The 21,088-nt window shown below is 67.7% G+C and carries 16 protein-coding genes; 14 read left to right on the forward strand and 2 right to left on the reverse strand.

Features of this window, described 5'->3' with window-relative positions:
• Positions 1 to 18: 18 nt before the first annotated feature.
• The 12 genes from F1D05_RS38080 (at position 19) to F1D05_RS38135 (ending at position 14,627) form a co-directional block, all read left to right on the forward strand.
• Complete coding sequence (locus F1D05_RS38080) at positions 19 to 1,305, forward strand: extracellular solute-binding protein (RefSeq protein WP_185445046.1); 1,287 nt, start codon at positions 19 to 21, stop codon at positions 1,303 to 1,305.
• The gene (locus F1D05_RS38085; protein ID WP_185445047.1) at positions 1,305 to 2,456 is read left to right on the forward strand and encodes an ADP-ribosylglycohydrolase family protein; all 1,152 of its coding nucleotides are present in this window, start codon (positions 1,305 to 1,307) and stop codon (positions 2,454 to 2,456) included. The genes F1D05_RS38080 and F1D05_RS38085 overlap by 1 nt, the downstream gene beginning before the upstream one ends.
• Entirely contained in the window at positions 2,453 to 3,754 is a 1,302-nt protein-coding gene (locus F1D05_RS38090) for an ADP-ribosylglycohydrolase family protein (RefSeq protein WP_185445048.1), read from the forward strand. The genes F1D05_RS38085 and F1D05_RS38090 overlap by 4 nt, the downstream gene beginning before the upstream one ends.
• Positions 3,747 to 4,631, forward strand: a complete 885-nt coding sequence (locus tag F1D05_RS38095) for a ribokinase (protein ID WP_185445049.1) — start codon at positions 3,747 to 3,749, stop codon at positions 4,629 to 4,631. Before F1D05_RS38090 ends, F1D05_RS38095 begins: the two co-directional genes overlap by 8 nt.
• Positions 4,628 to 6,613 (forward strand): SUMF1/EgtB/PvdO family nonheme iron enzyme, encoded by a 1,986-nt coding sequence (locus F1D05_RS38100; RefSeq protein WP_185445050.1) that lies wholly within the window; start codon positions 4,628 to 4,630, stop codon positions 6,611 to 6,613. Before F1D05_RS38095 ends, F1D05_RS38100 begins: the two co-directional genes overlap by 4 nt.
• A gap of 22 nt (positions 6,614 to 6,635) precedes the next feature.
• Entirely contained in the window at positions 6,636 to 7,823 is a 1,188-nt protein-coding gene (locus F1D05_RS38105) for a CaiB/BaiF CoA transferase family protein (protein WP_185445051.1), read from the forward strand.
• 164 nt (positions 7,824 to 7,987) lie between these two features.
• The gene (locus F1D05_RS38110; protein ID WP_185445052.1) at positions 7,988 to 8,806 is read left to right on the forward strand and encodes an HpcH/HpaI aldolase/citrate lyase family protein; all 819 of its coding nucleotides are present in this window, start codon (positions 7,988 to 7,990) and stop codon (positions 8,804 to 8,806) included.
• Positions 8,803 to 8,922: a CGNR zinc finger domain-containing protein gene (locus F1D05_RS43370; RefSeq protein WP_206686451.1), complete on the forward strand. Its 120-nt coding sequence runs from the start codon at positions 8,803 to 8,805 to the stop codon at positions 8,920 to 8,922. Before F1D05_RS38110 ends, F1D05_RS43370 begins: the two co-directional genes overlap by 4 nt.
• A 10-nt stretch (positions 8,923 to 8,932) precedes the next feature.
• Positions 8,933 to 10,519: a phytoene desaturase family protein gene (locus tag F1D05_RS38120; RefSeq protein ID WP_185445053.1), complete on the forward strand. Its 1,587-nt coding sequence runs from the start codon at positions 8,933 to 8,935 to the stop codon at positions 10,517 to 10,519.
• A 187-nt stretch (positions 10,520 to 10,706) separates the two neighbouring features.
• A complete protein-coding gene (locus F1D05_RS38125) occupies positions 10,707 to 11,960 on the forward strand; it encodes an RNA polymerase sigma factor (protein ID WP_185449843.1) in 1,254 nt (417 codons plus the stop codon).
• A 94-nt stretch (positions 11,961 to 12,054) separates the two neighbouring features.
• A complete protein-coding gene (locus tag F1D05_RS38130) occupies positions 12,055 to 13,410 on the forward strand; it encodes an acyl-CoA dehydrogenase family protein (RefSeq protein WP_343066557.1) in 1,356 nt (451 codons plus the stop codon).
• Positions 13,410 to 14,627: an acyl-CoA dehydrogenase family protein gene (locus F1D05_RS38135; RefSeq protein ID WP_185445054.1), complete on the forward strand. Its 1,218-nt coding sequence runs from the start codon at positions 13,410 to 13,412 to the stop codon at positions 14,625 to 14,627. Before F1D05_RS38130 ends, F1D05_RS38135 begins: the two co-directional genes overlap by 1 nt.
• A gap of 39 nt (positions 14,628 to 14,666) precedes the next feature.
• Here F1D05_RS38135 and F1D05_RS38140 read toward each other — a convergent pair whose 3' ends face one another.
• Both F1D05_RS38140 and F1D05_RS38145 read right to left on the reverse strand, forming a co-directional pair.
• On the reverse strand, positions 14,667 to 15,092 hold the full coding sequence (locus F1D05_RS38140) for a tyrosine-type recombinase/integrase (RefSeq protein WP_343066558.1): 426 nt from the start codon (positions 15,090 to 15,092) through the stop codon (positions 14,667 to 14,669).
• A gap of 260 nt (positions 15,093 to 15,352) precedes the next feature.
• Positions 15,353 to 16,549: a Gfo/Idh/MocA family protein gene (locus F1D05_RS38145; protein ID WP_185445055.1), complete on the reverse strand. Its 1,197-nt coding sequence runs from the start codon at positions 16,547 to 16,549 to the stop codon at positions 15,353 to 15,355.
• A 141-nt stretch (positions 16,550 to 16,690) separates the two neighbouring features.
• Between F1D05_RS38145 and F1D05_RS38150 the strand changes: the two genes are divergently transcribed.
• Entirely contained in the window at positions 16,691 to 18,271 is a 1,581-nt protein-coding gene (locus F1D05_RS38150; RefSeq protein ID WP_185445056.1) for a right-handed parallel beta-helix repeat-containing protein, read from the forward strand.
• 39 nt (positions 18,272 to 18,310) lie between these two features.
• Positions 18,311 to 21,085, forward strand: a complete 2,775-nt coding sequence (locus F1D05_RS38155; RefSeq protein WP_185445057.1) for a DUF4838 domain-containing protein — start codon at positions 18,311 to 18,313, stop codon at positions 21,083 to 21,085.
• The last annotated feature ends 3 nt before the right edge of the window (positions 21,086 to 21,088 follow it).

The following is a 21,088-nucleotide window of genomic DNA, read 5'->3' on the forward strand; positions in this document are numbered from 1 at the left end:
TCCCCTGAGGAGATGCAGATGAAGAAAGTACTGACCGCGCTGCTGGCGGCGAGCGCCCTGGTGACGCTTGCTGCCTGTGGTGGCAACGACGACAACGGCTCCGGCTCCGGTGATTCGGGGTCGACCGAGAAGGTGACGCTGAAGTTCCAGAGCCTCGCCTTCCAGAAGACCACCGTTGCCGCGAGCAAGAAGATCGTCGCGGACTGGAACGCGGCCAACCCGAACATCCAGGTCGAGTACGTCCAGGGCAGCTGGGACTCGGTACACGACCAGCTGGTCACCCAGTTCCAGGGCGGCACCGCGCCGGACATCATCCATGACGAGTCGGCCGACATCACCGGTTTCGCCAACCAGGGCTACCTTGCCGACCTTTCGCCGTACCTGAGTCAGGAGACGAAGGACGCCGTACCGCAAGGTGTCTGGGACAGCGTCTCGAGCGACGGCAAGACCTTCGCGGCGCCGACGCTGCTCCAGTCGTACGTCGTGTTCGGCAACACCGCGCTGCTCAAGCAGGCCGGGATCACGACCACCGGCGACTCGCTGAGCTGGGACGACCTGCAGGCGGATGCCAAGAAGCTCACGGCCGGCGGTAAGTACGGACTCGGCTGGGGACTGAAGAGCCCGACCGCGACCGTGCTGAACCTCGGGATGAACTTCGACGCGGCGTTCTTCGACGGCACCGGCCGCGACGCCAAGGCGAAGGTCGGCGATCCCGAGCTCGAGGTGCCGAAGCGGATCCACGCGATGGCGTACACGGACAAGTCGATCGATCCGACGTCGCTGACGCAGAGCGCTTCCGACGTCCTGCCGGGATTCTTCGGCGGCAAGTACGGAATGATTGTTGCCGGCAACTACGTGGCTCAGCAGATCGTCGAGCAGGGCCCGAAGAGCTTCCAGTGGGAGGTGCTGCCGCCGCTGAAGGGGACTTCGGAGAAGCAGGCCGCGAACCCGCAGACGCTGTCGGTACCGGCCGAGGGTAAGCACGTGAAGCAGGCGGCGCAGTTCATCGACTACTTCATGAAGGCCGACAACCTCGCCGCGGTCGGCCAGGGTGACTGGCTGATCCCGACCACACAGGCGGCCCGCGACGCGATCGCCAAGACGACCGGCGGCAAGAACGGCTGGACCCAGACGCTGGCCAGTGGCACTGAGCTGACCAAGGCGCCGTTCCAGAGCGTGGAGAACTACCCGAAGTGGAAGGACCAGATCGCCACCCCGGCCCTGCAGTCGTTCCTGGCCAACAAGATCGATCTGACGACGCTGGGCAAGAAGCTGTCGGACGGGTGGGGACAGGTCAACGGCTGATGCCTGAAAAGACCAGCACAGTGCTCGAAGACAAGTCGGTAGGTGCCCTCGTCGGCTCGGCGGTCGGTGACGCGATCGGTGGCGCCGTCGAGGGCTGGACCCCCGAGGCGATCCGGGAACGGCACGGCGGCTGGGTGACCGGCATCGTCGGTCCCTGGTACGAAGACTGGCGCAACGCACGGCCGATCGCGCCGTACCACAAGGGCGACGGGCACATCACCGACGACACGTTGATGACGCACGCGCTGGTCGAGGTGTACGACGAACGCCGCGAGCACCTGGACGCGTACGCGATCGCCGAGTCGCTGGTGCCGAAGCTGCAAACCGGGAAGCGCTGGATCCCCGAGCTGGAGACCGACGCCCTGTTGCTGCAGCGGATCTTCCTCGCGGAGAAATGGCTGGTGGCCCGGTTGCACTACGGCCACAACGACCCGCGTGAGGCCGGCGTCGGCAACATCGTGAACTGCGGTGCGGCGATGTATGTGGCGCCGGTCGGGATCGCCAACGCCGGTGATCCCGCCGGGGCGTACGCCGAAGCGATCGATCTGGCCGGGGCGCATCAGTCCAGCTATGGACGGGAGGCGGCCGGGGTGTTCGCGGCCGCGGTCGCGGCGGCAATGATGCCTGAGGCAACAGCTGCGTCGGCGGTCGCCGAGGCGCTCGCGCTGGCCAAGGACGGCACCAGGGCCGCGGTCGCGGCCGTTGTCGAGGCGGCCGATGGCGTGACGGAATGGGAGCAGGCGATTCCCCTGTTGCGTCAGGCGATCGAGCCGTACGACACGGTTGGTCCCGACTATCGCAATCAATCGCTTGATGCGCGGCGGCCGAGCCGGACCAAGGCCATCGAGGAGTTGCCGGTCGCGCTGGGGTTCGTCCTCGTGTCGGGTGGCGATGTGCGGCAGGCTGTGCTCGGCGGCACGAACTACGGCCGGGATGCCGACTCGATCGCGTCGATGGCCGGAGCGATCACGGGTGCCTTGGGCGGAGCGGCCGGCGTACCGGGGGACTGGGCGTCGACGATCGCCGAGGCGAGCCGGACGGATCTGGAGCTGCCGGGACGGGTGATGGCGTCGGTCGCGACAGAACTGTACGAGTCCGACGCGCGCCGCTGGTCGCGTCGCAGTGAAACGTTGGAGAGAATTAGTCGATGAGACTGACCTGGGTGCAGCCGGAAGATCTGCTGCCGCACCAGCTCGTCCAGTCCCGCGCCGAAGGCGTTGACGTCACCGACGTCGAGACCCGCTGGCAAGGAGCCGGCGGTACGGCGACCGCCCCGGTCTCGGGCGCCTCGGACAAGCCTGCGGGAGCCGAGCTGCGGGCGCTCGCGCGGGAGTTGCTGGCCGAGCTGGACACGCACATACCCGAGTGGGCGGCTCCGGCCATCCCGCAGCTACCAGTACTTGGTGCCGCGTCGGATGGGCGCGTGCTGAATGCCTGGTTGGGGCGGGCTGCTGGGAACTTGCTGGGGAAGCCGGTGGAGAAAATTCCCCGGGAGGGGATCCGGGAGATTCTTCAGAGTTCGGGTCAGTGGCCGTTGGCGCGGTACGTGAGTGCGGTCGGGGTACCGGACGACGTACAGGCCCGCTGGCCGTGGAACCGGCGGTCAAAGCCGACCAGCCTGCGTGAGGTGATCGACGGGATGCCGGAGGACGACGATCTCAACTTCGCGATCCTGGCGCTGCAGTTGGTCGAGAAGCATGGCGATGACCTGACGACCGAGGATGTCGCACAGGCCTGGCTCAATGATCTGCCGGCCGGGCGCGTGTTCACCGCCGAGCGGGTGGCGTATCGCAACCTGCTGGACGGCGTCGACCCACTGCGCGCGGCAACGATCAGGAATCCGTTCCGGGAGTGGATCGGTGCGCAGATCCGGACCGATGTCTACGGGTGGGTGCACCCCGGCGATCGGACGGCCGCGGCGCGACTCGCGTTGACCGATGCGCGGCTGAGCCACACGGGTGCCGGCGTGGACGGTGCCATCTGGGTAGCCGCGATGTCGGCGGCCGCGATGGTGCTCGACGACCCACGCGAGGTCGCACTGGCCGGGCTGGAGGCGGTTGCTCCAGATGGTGAGATCGCTCGCGCCGTCCGGTTCGGGTTGGCCCTTGCCGATGATCAACTGGACGACGCGCTGGACCGGCTGCACGCGGAGTACGGGCACCTGCACTGGGTGCATTCGGTCAACAACAGCGCGCTCACGGCGTACGCGTTGACGGCCCCCGATTTCGGCACCGGCATCAGCCGGGCGGTGATGGGTGGCTGGGACACGGACTCGGCCGGCGCGACTGCCGGTGCGGTACTTGGCGCGGTGCTCGGGGTTCCGGCAGAGTGGTCCGGTCCCCTGGACGACCGGCTGGCCACCAGCCTGCCCGGAATGAACCAGATCGCGATCAGCGAGCTGGCGGCACGAACTGTGGAGGCGGCATCAATTGTGGGCCAGCGTGGCTGACGTCGTAGTCGTGGGAAGCGCGAACGTGGACCTGGTACTCCCGGTCCAGCGGATCCCACGACCGGGCGAGACCGTTCTCGCGAGCGGTCTGACCCGCGGTCCTGGCGGCAAGGGCGCGAACCAGGCGGTGGCCGCTGCCCGGGCCGGAGCGTCGACCGCCTTCGTCGCCTCGCTCGGAGCGGACGAGTCCGGCGAGTTGTTGCGCACGGCCCTCAGCGAGTCGGGCGTCGACCTCTCGCTGGTGTCGACCACCGGTACGCCGACCGGTACGGCGATCATCACGGTCGCGGCCGACGGGGAGAACTCGATCGTCGTCGCGCCGTCGGCCAACGCCGAGCTCAAGCTCTCCGCCGAAGCGCTGGACGCCATCCGGTCGGCCAAGGTGGTGCTGTCCCAACTGGAGATCCCGTTCGGGACCGTCCAGGCAGCGGCCGAGGCGAGTTCGTACTTCATCCTGAACGCGGCGCCGGCGGCGGAGCTGTCCGACGAGCTGCTCGCGCGGGTGGACCTGCTGGTGGTGAACGAGACCGAGGCCGAGGCGGTCGGCGGGTCGTTGCTCGAACGCGTGGCCGCCGCGGTGGTCACGCTCGGGGCCGAGGGCGCGGTGATCCTCAGCCGAGGTGCGGACGAGATCCGGGTGCCCGGCGTACTGGTCGAGGTGGTCGACACGACTGCCGCGGGCGACACCTTCTGCGGCGTGCTGGCGGCTACATTAGCTGCTTCGTCAGGGACCGGCCCGATTACAGGACGCGACCTGACGAATGCGGTCCGACGCGCTAACGTTGCTGCTTCATTGAGCGTTAAAACGGCGGGAGCGATCCCATCGGTGCCGCACGGGGAAGCCATCGACGCGCGTTTCGCGGAGGTATACCTGTGAACCCTCTCGTGCCCCGGCCGATCGACCTCCCGGCCAAGGTCGACCTCGGCCTGCGGGCGGATCTCGCCTTCCTCGACGACGGCAAGATCCTCGGTGCCCCCGAGGACCCGTCCGACCTGCCCCGCTGGCGCGGCAAGCTCGCCGAGTGGCTGATGGGCGCCTACGACCGGACCCCGTACGACGGGTCGCACTACGAGGTGCCCGGTCGGGAGTGGACCCAGACGGCGTACTCCGTCGCGCTGGTCTGGCTGTGGGACGAGCAGCTGTACGACGTGCGGTCGGGCAGATTCACCCCGGAGAAGTTCGTCCGGTGCGGGATCGAAGACTTCGGCGGGTACGACGCGGTGGTGCTGTGGCACGCCTACCCGGTGATCGGGATCGACTCCCGCAACCAGTTCGACTTCTACCGTGACGTTCCCGGTCTGCGGGAACTGGTGGCCTCGTTGCACCAGCATGGACTGAAGGTGTTCCTCGACTACAACCCGTGGGATGTCGGGACGCGGCGGATGGCCCGCTCCGACGCGGACGAATTCGCTGCCCTGGTTGCCGAACTGGATGCCGACGGCGTCTTCCTGGACACGTTGAAGGAAGGCGATCCGGCCTTCACCCGGGCACTGCAGAAGGTGAAGCCGGCGGTCGCGTTCGAGGGCGAGTCGCGGTTGCCGATGGCAAGGATCGGCGATCACGCGCTGTCCTGGGCGCAGTGGTTCGCCGACACCCGGGCGCCCGGCGTACTGCGGGCGCATCTGTTCGAACGCCGGCACATGATGCATCACACCCGCCGGTGGAACCGCGACCACAGCGACGAGTTGCAGTCGGCCTGGGTGAACGGCGTCGGCATGCTCGTCTGGGAGTCCGTGTTCTCCGCGTGGGTCGGCTGGAACGCCCGCGACCGGGCGACGCTGCGCCGGATGGTCGCGGCGCAGAGAGCGTTCTCCCCGATTCTCATCAACGGTGACTGGATCCCGTTGACGCCGGAGATCCCGGACAAGGCCCGTGAGCACGGGGTGTTCGGCTCCCGGTTCGAGCTGGCCGACGTCACCTTCTGGACCTTGATCAACCGTGACGACGAGGACTTCGACGGCATCGTCCTGCGCTCGGAGGATCAGGTCGGCGACTGGTACGACGTGACGTCAGGCGTGCCGATCACGGCGGACGACGACGGTGTGCATCTGGTCGTGCCGGGGCGGGGTGTCACCGGCATCGTCCGGGTCGGCGCGACGGCCGGATCGACCTGTCGCGCGACCGCTCGCCGGCTCGGGACGATGTCCCGGCCGCACGTCGACGACTCCGCGTTCCCGATGGCGCCTGCTGCGCGGGTGGCCGTTCCCGAGGTGTCTGGCGCTGACATCGGACCGGTTGTCGAGGTGCCGGCGGGGGAGCGCGTTCTGACGGTCCGGCACCGCCGCCGCGAGACCGGGCTGTACGACGAGGCGCCGTACGTGGAGGAGTGGAAGCCGCTGCCGCCACGCCTGCACGACCAGCAGACGGTGACGCGGGAGATCGCGCTCTCCGGGATCTCTGTGGCGATCCGGGAGGTGACGAACGCGGAGTACGCGGAGTTCCTCGGCGCGACCGGCTACCGGCCGTTCATCGCCAACCGGTTCCTGGCGCACTGGGTTGATGGCGCTCCTGTGCCGGGGACCGAGGACCAGCCGGTCACCTATGTGGATCTGCCGGATGCGCGCGCGTACGCCGAGTGGCGTGGCGGGCGGCTGCCGACCGAGGACGAGTGGCAGGTCGCTGCCGGGCTGGACGGGTTCACCCGCGCGGAGCCGCAGGTGTGGAACCTGACCGAGAGCGAGCACAGCGACGGACGCAGCCGGTTCTGCATCCTCAAGGGTGGTTCCTGGTTCGTTGCCGAGGGCTCCGACTGGTACGCCGACGGTGGGCCGCAGGAGCCGGAAGTGAGCTTCAAGCTGGTGCTCACCGGCGGTGGACTGGACCGCTCGGAGACGATCGGCTTCCGGTGCGCGGGGTGAGATCAATGATCAGATGTGCCCGATGAGACCCGCGCCTCTGCAGGGGGTGAAGGTGCTGGAGGCGGCGACGCTGTTCGCGGGACCGCTGGCGGCGACCTTCCTGGGTGACTTCGGTGCGGACGTGACGAAGATCGAGCACCCGGCCAGGCCCGATGCCGCTCGTGGTCACGGCACCAGCAAGAACGGGATCGGTCTCTGGTTCAAGACCCTCGGCCGGAACAAGCGACTGGCGACGCTCGATCTGTCCCAGGGCCGCGAGGTCTTCCTCGACCTGGTCCGCGCGAACGACGTGCTGGTGGAGAACTTCCGCCCCGGCACGCTGGAGCGTTGGGGACTCGGGCCCGACGTACTGCTCGAGGCCAACCCACGTCTGGTGATCGCGCGAGTGACCGCGTTCGGTCAGGTCGGCCCTTGGTCGAACCGCCCAGGCTTTGGTTCCTTGGCCGAGGCGATGAGCGGATTCGCCGCTGTCACCGGTGAGGCGGACGGGCCGCCGACCCTGCCGCCGTTCGGGCTCGCCGACGGGATCACCGCCCTGGCGACCGCGTACGCCGTACTGGTGGCGCTGCGCGAGCGGGATCGGTCGGGCGCCGGCCAGGTGATCGACATGGCCATCATCGAGCCGATCCTGATGATGCTCGGCGGCGGCATCACGGCGTACCAGCAGACCGGGTATGTCCAGCCCCGGTTGGGGAATCGCTCGTCGAACAACGCGCCGCGCAACGTCTACCGCACCGGCGACGGTAGTTGGGTCGCCGTCTCGACCAGCTCGCAGAGCATCGCCGAGCGGGTGGTGACGCTGGTCGGCCGGGCCGATCTGGTCGCGCAGCCCTGGTTCGGAACGGGCCGGGAGCGGGCGGAGCATGCCGATGAGTTGGACGAGGCTGTCGGTTCCTGGATCGGGGCGCGCTCTCTGGACGAGGTCATGCTCGCGTTCGAGAAGGCGGAGGCGGCGGTCGCACCGGTGCACGACATCCGCGGGATCGTGAGCGACCCGCAGTACCTGGCGCTGAACACGATCGTCGAGGTGGACGATGCGGAGCTCGGTGGTCCGGTGCAGATGCAGAACGTGCTCTTCCGGCTCTCGGAATCGCCCGGCTCGATCCGGTGGGCCGGCCGTCCGCACGGCTCGGACACCGAAGACGTGCTGGCCGAGATCGGTGTCACCCCGGAACAACTAGCGGCACTCCGGGAACGCGGCGTGGTCTAGTGTCCCCCGCCCGACGTTCCTTGGCGCTTGCGACGCCCAGGCGTGCACCTCACGGCACTGGAGAAGCATCCACGATGCTCCGCATCGAGGACGCCTCTCCAGCACCGCGATGCACGCACCTGACCACCGCAATCACTCAAGCAACCTCGGACGGGGGACACTAGGTGCTCACCGCCCTCTACGTCCCCGCGAACAGGCCGGATCGGTTCGCGAAAGCTGTTGCTGCAGGCCCCGATCTGGTGGTGTTCGACCTGGAGGACGCCGTACCGGTCGACGACAAGGCTGCTGCGAGGAGCTGGGCGGTGGCCTGGGTCGCGGCGCGTTCGGGCGGCTCGTTCGAAGTACGGGTGAATGCGCCGGGGACGCCGTGGATCGACGATGACCTGGCGGCGCTGTCCGCGGTACCGGCGGTCCGGATCCGGTTGCCGAAGGTGGAGAGCGCTCTCGACGTACGCCGGGTGCTGGATCAGGTGCCGACGGCAAGGATCACCGCGCTGATCGAGTCGCCGCTCGGGCTGGAACGGGCGTTCGAGATCGCGACGGCGGATCCGCGGGTGGTCGCGGTCGCGCTGGGGGAGGCCGATCTGGCGAGCTCGCTCGGTGTCGATGGTCCGGAGGGGCTCGCGTGGGCGCGTGGCCGGCTGGTGTCCGCGTCGCGTGCGGCGGGGTTGGGAGCGCCGATGCTGTCGGTGTATCCGCACGTGAAGGACGAGGAAGGGCTGCGGCGGACCTGTCTTGAAGGCCGGGCGCTGGGGTTCGTGGGGCGTACCGCGATCCATCCGCGGCAACTGGTGCCTATCGTCGAGAGTTTCACCCCGTCGGCGACCCAGATGGCCGATGCGGCCACGCTGCTGGCCGCGGTGGAGAAGGCGGGGGTCGCGGACGGCGGTGTGATCGTGCTGCCCGACGGCCGGATGGTCGACCCGGCGATGCTCGGCCGCGCCCGCGAGATCGTCGACCTGATGCGCCAGATCGAGAACTGACCTCCCTCTACGACCGTTCCCGCAACAACAGCGGTGCCTGGCACAACGTGAAGACCTGCGGAAACCAGGCGAACCTCCGCGCTCACCGGGAGAGAAACCGGGAGCAGACGAGCTAGGCTCGGTTCCATGCTGCCGCGCGTGGTTGATGCTGTGGTGATCGGCTCAGGCCCGAATGGGCTGGTGAGTGCGATCACCCTCGCCGACAGAGGCTGGGATGTACTGGTGCTGGAGGCAGCCGACCAGTTCGGCGGGGCAGTGCGCTCGGTCGAGCAGGACGGCTGGATCAGCGACCGGTTCAGCTCCAGCTATCCGCTCGGCGTGGCATCTCCCGTACTGCGGTCGCTCGAGCTCGAGAAGTTCGGGCTGCGCTGGGGAAACGCGCCCGCACCGGTGACGCATCTGCTGGACCCGGAGACCTCGGCAACGATCCATCAGGATCCGAACGACACGGCTGCCTCCCTCGCGGTGGATCATCCGGCGGACGGTGACGCCTGGCTGCGGCTCTATTCGCAGTACGTGAAGATCCGCGAGCCGTTCCTGGATGCCCTGCTGACGTCGTGGCCGCCGGTGACGGCCGGCCTGCGGCTGACTCGGCGGCTCGGTTCGGCGGGGGAGCTGGCCAGGTTCGCGCGGTTCATGGCGATGCCGATGCATCGGATGGGGCAGGAGCTGTTCGCCGGTCCCAGAGGTCGCGCTCTCCTGGCGGGGAACGCGTTTCACGCGGATGTGTCGCTGACCGGCAGTGTCAGCGGCACGATGGGCTGGCTGCTCGCGATGCTGGCGCAGGATGTCGGGTTCCCTGTCGCTGTCGGCGGTTCCGGCTCGCTGTCCGGAGCGCTGGTACGCCGGGCCGAACAAGCTGGTGCGCTGCTGATCTCCGGTACGCCGGTCGAGGGGATCGACGTGTCCGCGGGGAAGGTCACCGGAGTACGCACCGCGGCGGGTGAGCGCGTCGTAGTACGCCGGGCCGTGATCGCCGATGTGTCCGCACCCGCCCTGTACGGCGAATTGTTGCCGTCAGCAAGTGTTCCGGCAGGGCTGCGGCGTGATCTGGATTCGTTCGAGTGGGATTATCCGACGGTGAAGCTCAACTACCGGTTGAGCGGGCCGATCCCGTGGCAGGCGGAGGAGGCGCGGTCGGCCGGTGTAGTACACCTCGGTGGTACTGCGAACGAGTTGGTGCACACCTCCGCGGACCTCGACACCGGTCGCGTGCCGACGGCGCCGTTCTTGCTCATCGGACAGACGACCAAGGCGGATCCGTCCCGCTCACCGGCCGGCACCGAGGCACTGTGGGTGTACTCGCATCTTCCGCGCGGCATCGCCGACGACGCGGCAGCCGAGAAGCTCGCCGTCCGGATGGATCGCGCGATCGAGCGCCACGCGCCGGGCTTCCTCGACCTGGTGCTCGATCGCGAACTGCAGCGGCCGAGCGATCTCTCCGCAGCGAACGCCGCTCTCGGGCTGGGTGCGCTCGGTGGCGGGACCTCCCAGCTCCACCAGCAGCTCATTTTCCGCCCGACCATCGGTCTCGGCAGTCCCCGCACCGTCGTCTCCGGCCTGTACCTCGGCAGTTCTGCGATCCATCCCGGTCCTGGCGTTCACGGCGCCTGCGGTCATCTGGCCGCCCGCACAGCCCTTCGCGACGCGTCGCCCCTCGGCACCCTCACCCGAACCCCCACCACAGCCGCCCTCCGCCACCTCCAACGCTGAACCCCGCCAACTGGCAGAGGCGGCGGAACCACGCCGCCGCGCCACCATGGGTGATGCGCAGTGCGCGCCACCGTAGGCGGGCTACAGAGGCTCGCTGCCCGCGCCACCATCGGTCGGGCAGCGGAGTCGCGCTGCTGTGGGGCGGGCTTGGGGCGAAGTAGGGTCGTGGGTGGGTGTAGTGGGAGGAGTGGGTGTGGGCGAGCGGGTTGAGGATTTGTTGCGGGAGTCGGCGCCGCAGGTGCTGGGGTTTCTCGCGCGGCGGCATGGGCAGTTCGACCTGTGCGAGGACGCTGTGCAGGAGGCCTTGCTCGCGGCCGCCACGCAGTGGCCGACAGACGGCGTACCGGCGAACCCGCGCGGCTGGTTGATCACGGTCGCGACCCACAAACTGACTGATCAGTTCAGGAGCGAGAGCGCTCGCCGCAAGCGCGAGGACAACGTGGCCACGCTGGCAGGGCCTGCGGAACTAGTTGCCCCAGGCGCCGATGCCGACCAGCCGCCGGAGTCCGACGACACGTTGACACTGCTCTTTCTCTGCTGTCACCCCGCGGTCACGCCGGCATCGCAGGTCGCACTCACCTTGCGCGCCGTCGGTGGTCTCACGACGGCCGAGATCGCCAAGGCGTTCATGGTGCCGGAGGCAACGATGGCGCCGCGGATCAGCCGGGCGAAGAAGAGCATCAAGCAGGCCGGTAGCCGGTTCGTCCTGCCACCGGAGGAAGAGCGCGCCGACCGGCTGCGCGTAGTACTGCAGGTGCTCTACCTGATCTTCAACGAGGGCTACACGGCGAGCTCCGGCGCGGAGCTGCAACGCGTCGAGCTGACGGCCGAGGCGATCCGGCTGGCCAGACTGCTCTACCAACTCGTGCCGGACGACGGCGAGGTGGCCGGCCTGCTCGCGTTGATGTTGCTGACCGACGCCCGCCGTACGGCGCGGACCGACGCCGACGGCGGCATCATCCCGATCGACGAACAGGACCGAAGTCTGTGGTCGCGCGAACCGATCGAGGAAGGCGCGCACCTGATCCTCCGGACGCTAGCGCACGGCGAGGTGGGCTCGTACCAGTTGCAGGCCGCGATCGCCGCGATTCACGCGGAGGCGCCGAGCACGGAGGAGACCGACTGGCCGCAGATCGTCGCTCTCTACCAGCTGCTGGAGAAGGTCGCGCCTAACCCGATGGTGACGCTCAACCGGGCGATCGCGGTAGCCCAGGTCGACGGCCCACAAGCCGGTCTGGACCTGCTGGCCACCATCGAGGACGACCGTCTCATCACCGAGAGCCACCGCCTCGACGCCGTTCGCGCCCATCTGCTGGAGCGGGCAGGCCGGCCCGCGGAAGCCCGTGAGCACTACCTCGAGGCAGCCCGCCGTACTACGAGCCTGCCGGAGCAGCGCTACTTGACCGCTAAGGCTTCCGCGATCGCGGACCAGCCAAGCTGACTGTCAAGCGCGCCGCCTTGCCGAGCAGCACCAGTCGGCCGGGAGTGAGCTGAGTCACGTGACTTGAGTTGTAACTTCGGTTTACAGTTACTGCATGGTCAACCTGGCACCGCGTAGATCTGCGCCCCATCCGGTCGGTCCGGCTGCCGCCCGGGTCCGCCGCGACCCGATCGGGATGGGGGTCGCGCTGCTGAACCGGCTGTCCAAGTGGCGGGCGATCGACCGATTGGGGCTGCGCAGGCAGACCGAGCGGGTGGTGTTCGAGGCCACCAAGACCGGTTTCCGGACGGCGGGAGCGCTCTCCCGGAGTTTCACTGCCGCGACCAAGCTGGCGAAACCGTCTCGGCTGCCCGTTGCCAAAGCCAGCGGCCGGTTCGACCTGACACCGACCGAGGACCAGCAGATGGTCGTCGCAGTGGTGGCGGAGTTCGCCGCCGAAGTGCTGCGACCCGCTGCCGCCGAGGCTGACGTGGCCGGTACCACGGACGCCAAGGTGCTCCAGCAGAGCGTCGAGCTCGGGCTGAGCCTGATCGAGGTGCCCGAGGAACTCGGCGGAATCGTCAGCGAGCGCTCCACCATGACCGGCGTACTGGTCGCGGAGGCGATGGCTCACGGCGACATGGGGCAGGCGGTCGCTTGCCTCGCACCAGCTGCGGTGAGTACGGCGATCTCGTTGTGGGGCGACGAGGCTCAGCAGGCGACGTACCTGCCCGCCTTCACCGGCGAATCGGTCCCGGCCGCGGCACTCGCGATCGTGGAACCACGGCCGCTCTTCGACCCGTTCGCGTTGAAGACTCGCGCGACCAGGCAACGAAACGGCCATCTGCTCAACGGAGTGAAGTCGCTCGTACCGCGAGGTGCCGAGGCCGAGGTGTTCGTCATCGCGGCGCGACTGGAGGATCAGGGGCCGGCGCTGTTCCTGATCGAGTCGGGTCATCCGGGGGTCACGATCGAGGCGGAGCCGTCGATGGGTCTGCGGGCTGCGTCGCTCAGCCGGGTGCTGCTGGAGGACGTACCGGCTGTGCAGTTGGGGACTCTGGCTGACTATGCCGAGTGCATCCGGCTCTCGCGACTCGGCTGGTGCGCGCTCTCTCTCGGTACTGCGAAGTCGGTGCTCGACTACGTCACGCCGTACGTGAACGAGCGAACGGCCTTCGGTGAGCCGATCAGCCATCGGCAGTCGGTCGCGTTCATGGTCGCGAACATCGGGATCGAGCTGGAAGGGATGCGGCTCGTGACGTACCGGGCCGGATCGCGCGCTGAACAAGGGCTTCCGTACGCGCGAGAGGTCGCGCTGGCGCGGCGGCTGTGCACCGAGAAGGGGATGCAGATCGGCACCGACGGCGTCCAGTTGCTCGGCGGCCACGGCTTCGTCAAGGAACATCCGGTGGAACGGTGGTACCGCGATCTGCGGGCCGTCGGCGTGATGGAAGGTGCGGTGCTGGTCTGATGATCAACCTCGAGACCCCGCGGAAGTTCCGCGCGTTCGTGAACCAGGCCCATCAGGTCGCTGCCGAGATGCTGCGGCCGAACTCGCGGCAGTACGACCTCGCCGAGCACGCGTATCCGAAAGAGCTCGACATGCTGGCCGCGATGGTCGACGGGCTCGGCGCGTCCGGCACCGGATCTGGTGCCGGAGCGGGCGGCGTACGGCGTACTGAATCGTCCGATGATGACGCAGGCAAGGTGAAGAACGGGTCGAACCTGTCGTCGGTGCTTTCCATCATGGAGATGTGCTGGGGTGACGTCGGGCTGCTGCTGTCGATGCCGCGGCAGGGGCTCGGCAACTCCGCGATCGCTTCGGTGGCGTCCGACGAGCAGTTGAAGCGTTTTGAGGGTGTGTGGGCCGGGATGGCGATCACCGAGCCGGGGTGTGGTTCGGATTCGGCCAGTATCCAGACGACGGCGCGGCTCGACGGTGACCACTACGTCATCGACGGCGAGAAGATCTTCGTCACCGCGGGCGGCCGCTGCGATGCCGTGGTGGTGTGGGCGACGCTGGACAAGTCGCTCGGGCGGGCCGCGATCAAGTCGTTCGTGGTCTTCAAGGACACGCCGGGGATGACGGTCGACCGGCTCGAGCACAAGCTGGGGATCCGCTCGTCGGACACCGCGACGATCCGCTTCGAGAACTGCCGGGTGCCGGCTGCCAACCTCCTCGGCAGCACCGAAGTCGACGCGGACAAAGGGTTCGCGGGCGTCATGCAGACCTTCGACAACACCCGGCCGCTGGTCGCCGCGATGGCAGTCGGCTGCGCCCGCGCCTCGCTGGAAGTCACCCGCGAACTGCTCGCATCCGCCGACGTGGAGATCGACTACGACCGCCCGGTCCACCTGCAAACAGCGGCCGCAGCCTCCTACCTACAGATGGAAGCGGACTGGGAGGCGGCGTATTTGCTGACCCTCCAGGCGGCCTGGATGGCAGACAACGGCAAACCCAACTCCCTCCAGGCCTCAATGGCCAAAGCCAAAGCAGGCCGAGTAGGCAACGACATCACCCTGCGCTGCGTAGAACTGGCCGGCAGCCTCGGCTACAGCGAACACGAACTCCTCGAAAAATGGGCCCGGGACTCCAAAATCCTCGACATCTTCGAAGGCACCCAACAGATCCAGCAACTAATCGTCGCACGCAGGCTACTCGGGAAGACGTCGGCCGAGCTGAAATAGCCTTATATGCCAGTGATTTCAGCCTGCCTCGAATGGACGTCAGGGCAGGTCGGGGCCGCTGTCGAGCTCGGCGTGATCCGGCCCGATTTCGGCCCTGCTCCGTCGCTGCTCCGTGAGCCGCGGAGCAAGTCGCTCAAGCCGGCGATCAACAGCCTGGCGAGCGCGGTCGTAGGACGACGGAAGCATATGCGTGTACATCTGCAGTGTGAAACCCGGGTCGTAGTGCCCGAGGTACTCGGACAGCTCCTTGATGTTGACGCCGTCAGCGAGGGTGATGTTGGCAAAGTAGTGGCGCAGGGCATGCATGCCGGCGGTGTAGTCCGCCTTGTAGCGGGTGTCGGCCTCGCGTGTCCTTCTCGGGTGGTGGTATAACACTGGCCGCCGCAATGGCGGGCTTCCAGATCGCCATGTTGTACAGATCCGCCCGAAGTGCCCTGCCATCCGACCAGGTGAAAAGCAGGTCATGGCTCTGGGTATCGCCAGGGCGGACGCGGCCACGACAGAGGCCGCGACCGCCAGGGCCGCACTACGCGAATGCGCCGCACGCGAGAGAGCAGTACTCGAATGCGCTGCACGCGAGAGCGCGGTACCGGGAGATGCAGCAGCCGACGGCGCGGTACCCGGGGGTGTTGCAGGCGAGGGCGGTGCTGGGCGTGGGGTCACAGGACATTCCTGTGCCAGGGGCCCAGCACCCGCAATGACCTCGCGGTGAACTGGCTGTGTACTCAGGCGGGAGCGTCGCCGTGGTCGGGGATCTCCAGTTGTACGCCGCCCTGGAGGGCCGACTGGTGGGCGTAGATGCCGGGGAGGGTGTAGCGGGCCGAGACCCAGGCGTTGACCGGCGGGAGCGTCTTGTCCGCGACCGCGCGGACGAAGTCGTCGGCGAGGAAGTGGTGCGAACCCTCGTGACCGTTGTGCAGGCCGTCGAACTCGTCGGGCAGGCGGCTGCGGTCGTGGACCGGCGAAAGGCCGGACCGGAACTCGTTGCGCAGCGCCGGGTCGACCTTCGCCAGGTCCTCGTCGTTCAGCGACCCGCTCGGCTCGGTCTCCATCAGATTGCTGATGTCCTCCACGCCTTCCTTGGTCTGCCAGACCGTGGTCGTCGCCAGCTGCTCGAAGCTGCCCTCGGTGCCGAACATGCGCAGCCGCGACCCACGGATGCGCGACGGGTAGCCGACCCGGCGCATCTCATTGGTCCGCATGATCCCGCCGTCGGCGAGCTTGAACAGCGCGGTCGCGTTGCTGAAGTCGTTGTCGAACTGGCTGATCTCCTTGTCGAAGACGCCGTCGCCACGGTCGTCCTGCACGCCGATGCAGGACACGTGGGTGGCGTGCTGACCGGTCACCGACAACACATTGCCGACGGCATGGGTCGGGTAGAGCATGGGCGGGAACGACGCGGTCTTCTTCCAGTCCTCGCCACCGCTGTACTGGTACGCCGCGTAGAACCCGAGATCCATGTCGTGCATGTAGTCGCCCTCGGAGTAGAAGACCCGGCCGAATTCACCCGCGGCCAGCCGCTGGCGGCAGTAAACCGAGGACGGGTAGTAGAAGGCTGTCTCGCCCATCATGTAGGTCAGGCCGGTCTCCTTGACCAGCTCGATGATCCGCGCGATCTGGTCGGCCTGGATCGCCATCGGCACCGTCGAGTAGACGTGTTTGCCGCCCTCCAGCGCCTGGATCGCCATCTCGCCGTGCAGCCAGCGCTGGGTGAAGATCGCGACCGCGTCGACGTCGGAGGCGAGCATCTCCTCGAACGACTGGTAGGTGATCGAGATGCCCTGCTTCTCGGCCATCTCCTTGGCGCGCTCAGGCAGTACGTCCGTCAACCGGACGTCGTTGACGTCCGGATGCGCCGACCACAGCCGCAGGAACGAAGGGGCGAACTGGCCGGCTCCGACCACACCGATGCTGATGCTCATGAACCAAGGCAATCACGCAATTTTCGATCGCACAATGCATGGAACCATATTATTATGCGTATTACGCTGCTACGGTACTCGTCATGCACCAGCAGTCCACGTGCTGGGGTAGCCCACTTCACCGCAACTCCTGGGAGAGTCATGCCTGGATTGGACCGAAGGACTCTGCTCCTGGCTGGTGGCGCTGCCGCCCTGGCCGCTGTGACGGCGCCCGCCCTCGAGGCGCAGGCGAAATCGACCCCGGCTGCCTCCTTGCGCACTGCCTCCGGGCGAGGCCGGAGCACGCTCTCGTTCCCGACCGTTGACGTTCAAGCTGATTGCGGCGCTGCCGGCGACGGCGTAACGAATGACAGCGCGGCCTTCAGGCAAGCTGCCCTCACCTTGCAAGCCGCTGGTGGCGGCACCCTGGTCATCCCGGCAGGGATCTATGTCGTAGGCGAGCAGGTACATACGAGCGGAGTCACGCCGTACTACGTGGCTCAGCCGGTGTTCTCGGTCCACGACCTCGATCTGGTGGATATCCAGGGCAACGGAGCAGTCCTGCGACTCGCAGACGGGCTTCACTATGGATCGTTCGACCCCAACACCGGCGCGGTGGCCAACCCGACGACGCAGTCCACGCTCCCTGAGCGTGCCTGCAAAACGGGCAACATCCTCGAGTTCACCCAGTGTCAGAACGTCACGATCAACGATCTGGAGATCGACGGCCGGAGCGACCATCTGGTTCTGGGTGGACCTTGGGGGGACAACGGTCGTCAACTTCCCGGGAGTGGAATCTGGCTGCAGAAGTGTTCTGAGGTCCAGATCGTCGACGTCACGACGCACCACCATCCGCTCGACGGGGTCTATATCGCGTGGGCCGGTCTGACCGGCACCGACCCCGCAACCCCGCACACACTGACCCGAGTGGTGAGCGAGTACAACGGCCGGCAGGGATTGTCGTGGGTCGGCGGTCGAGGACTCACTTGCACCGACTGCAGTTTCAGCCACACCGGGCGCGGAGCGCTGTCCTCAGCGCCGGCAGCGGGTCTCGACATCGAGCCCCAGGGGACGGTGTGTCGCGACGGCCGATTCGAGAACTGTCATTTCGAGGACAACGCCGGAGTCGGCATGCTGGCCGCCGCGGGCGACGGTGGTTACACCACGTTCGTCGACTGCACCTTCTGGGGCACGACCAACTACAGCATCTGGTGCAGGCGGCCATATCTTGCGTTCGAAGGCTGCACGGTGCGGGGAAGCGCGGTGCACACGTACGGCTCTGCCGTGGCTGCCGAGGCCACCCAGTTCACTTCGTGCACCTTTGCCGACGAACTTCCGTCGGGTGTGCCGAGCGGTTCCGTGTTCAGGACCAAGTACCTCTACGACAGCTCGAACGACTGCCCGAACGTGAGTTGGGACGGCTGCACCTTCACCGCCAACCAGGTGAAAACGATCTATGTGGCCGGCAGCACCACAGCCCCGGCTGCGCTGACCGGCTGCACTTTCGTCCACCGGACTCCGTCCTTCAGCGACGGCGCCACGCACCAGTGCATCATCCGGAACAGCACCATCGAGGGGACCCGGTTCTCGGAGGACTTTCCTCCCGGAACGACCACCGCGTTCTACATCTCGCGCAGCGGGGTGACCGTCAGCGCCGGCGCCGCGACCGTGGTGGACGGCCCGCTGGTGAGGTGGGGAAGTACCAGCGGACTCACCGGAACCATCCCGCCCGGCTCGTACTGAGCACGGCCCAGCAGAGCACTGGTTACAGAGGAGAGTCACGTGGTCAACATCGACAGCAGTCCAGCCGACGAGGACGCGAAGCTGGCGCAGACGGGGAACTCGTGGGTGATGAGCCGGCGCGCCGTCCTGGGCGTCAGTCTGGGCGTCGCCGCGGCGGGTGTGGTCGCATCTTCTGCGACGGCAGTGCCTCAGGTGGTAGTGGGCTCGTTGCAGCAACGACTCCCTATCGTGGTGTCACCGGCAGAGTCGGGCGATGCCGCCTTGGCCGTCGGGGAACTGGTCGAGCACATCACCGCGGTGACCGGCACCGCACCGGAGGTGGTGTCGACGGATCCGGGTCGCCCGGCCATCTGGCTCGGCGCGGCCGCTCGTGACCGCTTCGGGCTCCCGCTGCCAAGCAACTCGTCCGGATTCGTCGTCACGGCTTCATCGGGCTCGGTCACCGTGGTCGGTGGCAGCGGAACCGGCACGTTGTACGGCGTGTACGAGCTTCTCGAGCGCTGCGGGGTGCGCTGGCTCGCGCCCGGTCCGTACGGGACAGTGCTGCCGTCGGGCAGCCTGGCAGTTGCTCCCGGCAAATATGCGTCCGCGCCGCACTTCAGCGAGCGGGTGCTCCAGGGCCTGCCCCGGTACGGCTCGCTGCCGGCGGGTTCGCCAGTGAACCCGCTCGAGGCCGCAGTCTGGTACCGGCGTCAGCGACTCACCGGCGTTCCGTACGGCGCCCACGGCATCCCGCTCTATCCGGCGGCAACCAAGACCTCCAACCCTGAGCTGTTCATCCACGAGAACGGGGTCGTGGCAAACCAGCTCGATGTCACCATCCCGGAGGTACTGGATCGCTGCGAGGCAGCAATCCGACGCACCCTTGCGACGAACCCCACCACGGAGTTCATCAATCTCGGGCCCAACGACGGCCCAGGGTTCGGGGTCACCGACTGGGACGTGCCCGGACGGATCGATCCCCTGTACGGCGACCTGGTGGTGACCGATCGCTACATCAAGTTCTTCAACCTGTTGCTGGACCGTCTCGCCGACTTTCCTGATCTGAAGCTGGCCTTCTACGCCTACAGCGAGTACATGGAGGCGCCCCAGCGCGAGAAGCCGAATCCCCGGATCGTTCCGGTTTTCGCGCCGATCGCCGTCGATCGCCGCAAGTCGATCGCCGACGACGACGGCTGGGAACGCCGTTATGTGCTGCAGGTGATCGCGGAATGGAAGGCACTCGGTGTGGACTGGATGTACCGCGGGTACGTCGGAAACCTCGCCGAGCCTGGTCTGCCGTACTCGGCGGCCCGCCAGCTCGCCGACGAACTCCCTGAGTACGCGCGCCTCGGTGCGACTGGGGGCATCCGCCTCGAGTGCATCAGCGGGTGGGGCCACCTCGGGCCGGCGTTCTACCTGGCCGCGAAGCTTTTCTGGGATCCCATGGCCAACTCGGCCGCGATCCTGCGGGACTACTACCGGGTCGCGTACGGATCGGCAGCAACCACGGTTCAGCGGTACTTCCAGCTTCTCGAGACGACGATGGCCACAGCGCCGTACACCGCCGGCAGCATGGTCGAGTTCCCTGAGTCACTCCCGGATCGGGTGATGGCCGAGCTGAGGAGCCTGCTCGATCATGCAGCCAGCACCCTCACCGCGGACGGGAACACCGCCGCGGCCAACAGGCTCGCCGTCGTCGACCGGGTCCACGACTTCGGAGCGACAACTCTCAAGAGCCTGCGTGCACACAAGGTCGGCGACACCGCGGCGGCGGTCGTGTCACTTGTCGAGGCGCGCGCACAATTCGACGCCACCCAGGTCGAGAGCCCGGCAGGTCTCCGCCCGGCCAGCAAGACCTACCTCGAGCGCTTCCTCGGACGAGCGGTCGACCAGATCGCTGCCGCCCTCGCGGCGTACGGTCCGCCGGTCGTGACGGCGCCCCGGCACTGGGAGTTGCTCGTCGACACCGGCGGTACAGGCGTACTGCCTACTCCGCAGGACGGTCGCTGGGCCACCATCGACACCCACCACACGTGGTCAGCACAGGGACTCCGCTATCTGAAGGGACAGGCGTGGTACCGCTGCATGCTGCCGGCGACGCCGGTCTCGGGGCGCCCACGGCTGATCCTGCCCAGCGTTGACGAGGTTGCCACGGTCTGGGTCAACGGCGTTGCCGCACCGCTGATCACAGGATCTGGCAGCTTCTTGCCCGAGAGCTTCGACCTCGGGGCCGGCTGGTCCACCACCAGCCCGAACCAGATCCTCGTGCTGGTGACCAACCGGGTCCTGGACGAACTCGGCACCGGCGGGATCCACGGAACGGCTGTCATCCTCGCCGACCCAACGGTGACGTGGAGTCCGTCCGGTGTGAGCGCGCCGACCGTACAGGAACCGTTCGCCGGTCCGAGCGCGCCCGCGGCTCCACATGGCGCGACGCCGATCGCCGCCGACTGGGAGGCGATCATCGACCCGTACGGGGCCGCAGAGCGGATGGCGCTGTATGACCCGCGGATCAGCAGCCAACACTTCCGTGCCTACGACCCGGCGCGGTCCCCGCTCGCGCAGGGGCTCGGACGCTACAGCGAAGGCCTGGTTGTCCGGGCGAGGCTCAAGAAACGGCCTCGCCATGGCGCTGGCGGCATCCGACTGCTGCTCGCCGCTGACCCAGCCAACGTCCAGGTCTGGGTGGACTCGGTCCCACTGGAACTGACGCCCGCGGAACCCGGTTGGTGGATGGCAAAGATCCCTCGGTCATCCATCGGCAAGTCGGCCACCATCGTGGTGGCACAGCGGCGACTCGGTGACGTCCCCCTCGCACCGCACTGGAGCTGAGTC

Source organism: Kribbella qitaiheensis (assembly GCF_014217565.1).
Taxonomy (GTDB): Bacteria; Actinomycetota; Actinomycetes; order Propionibacteriales; family Kribbellaceae; genus Kribbella; species Kribbella qitaiheensis_A.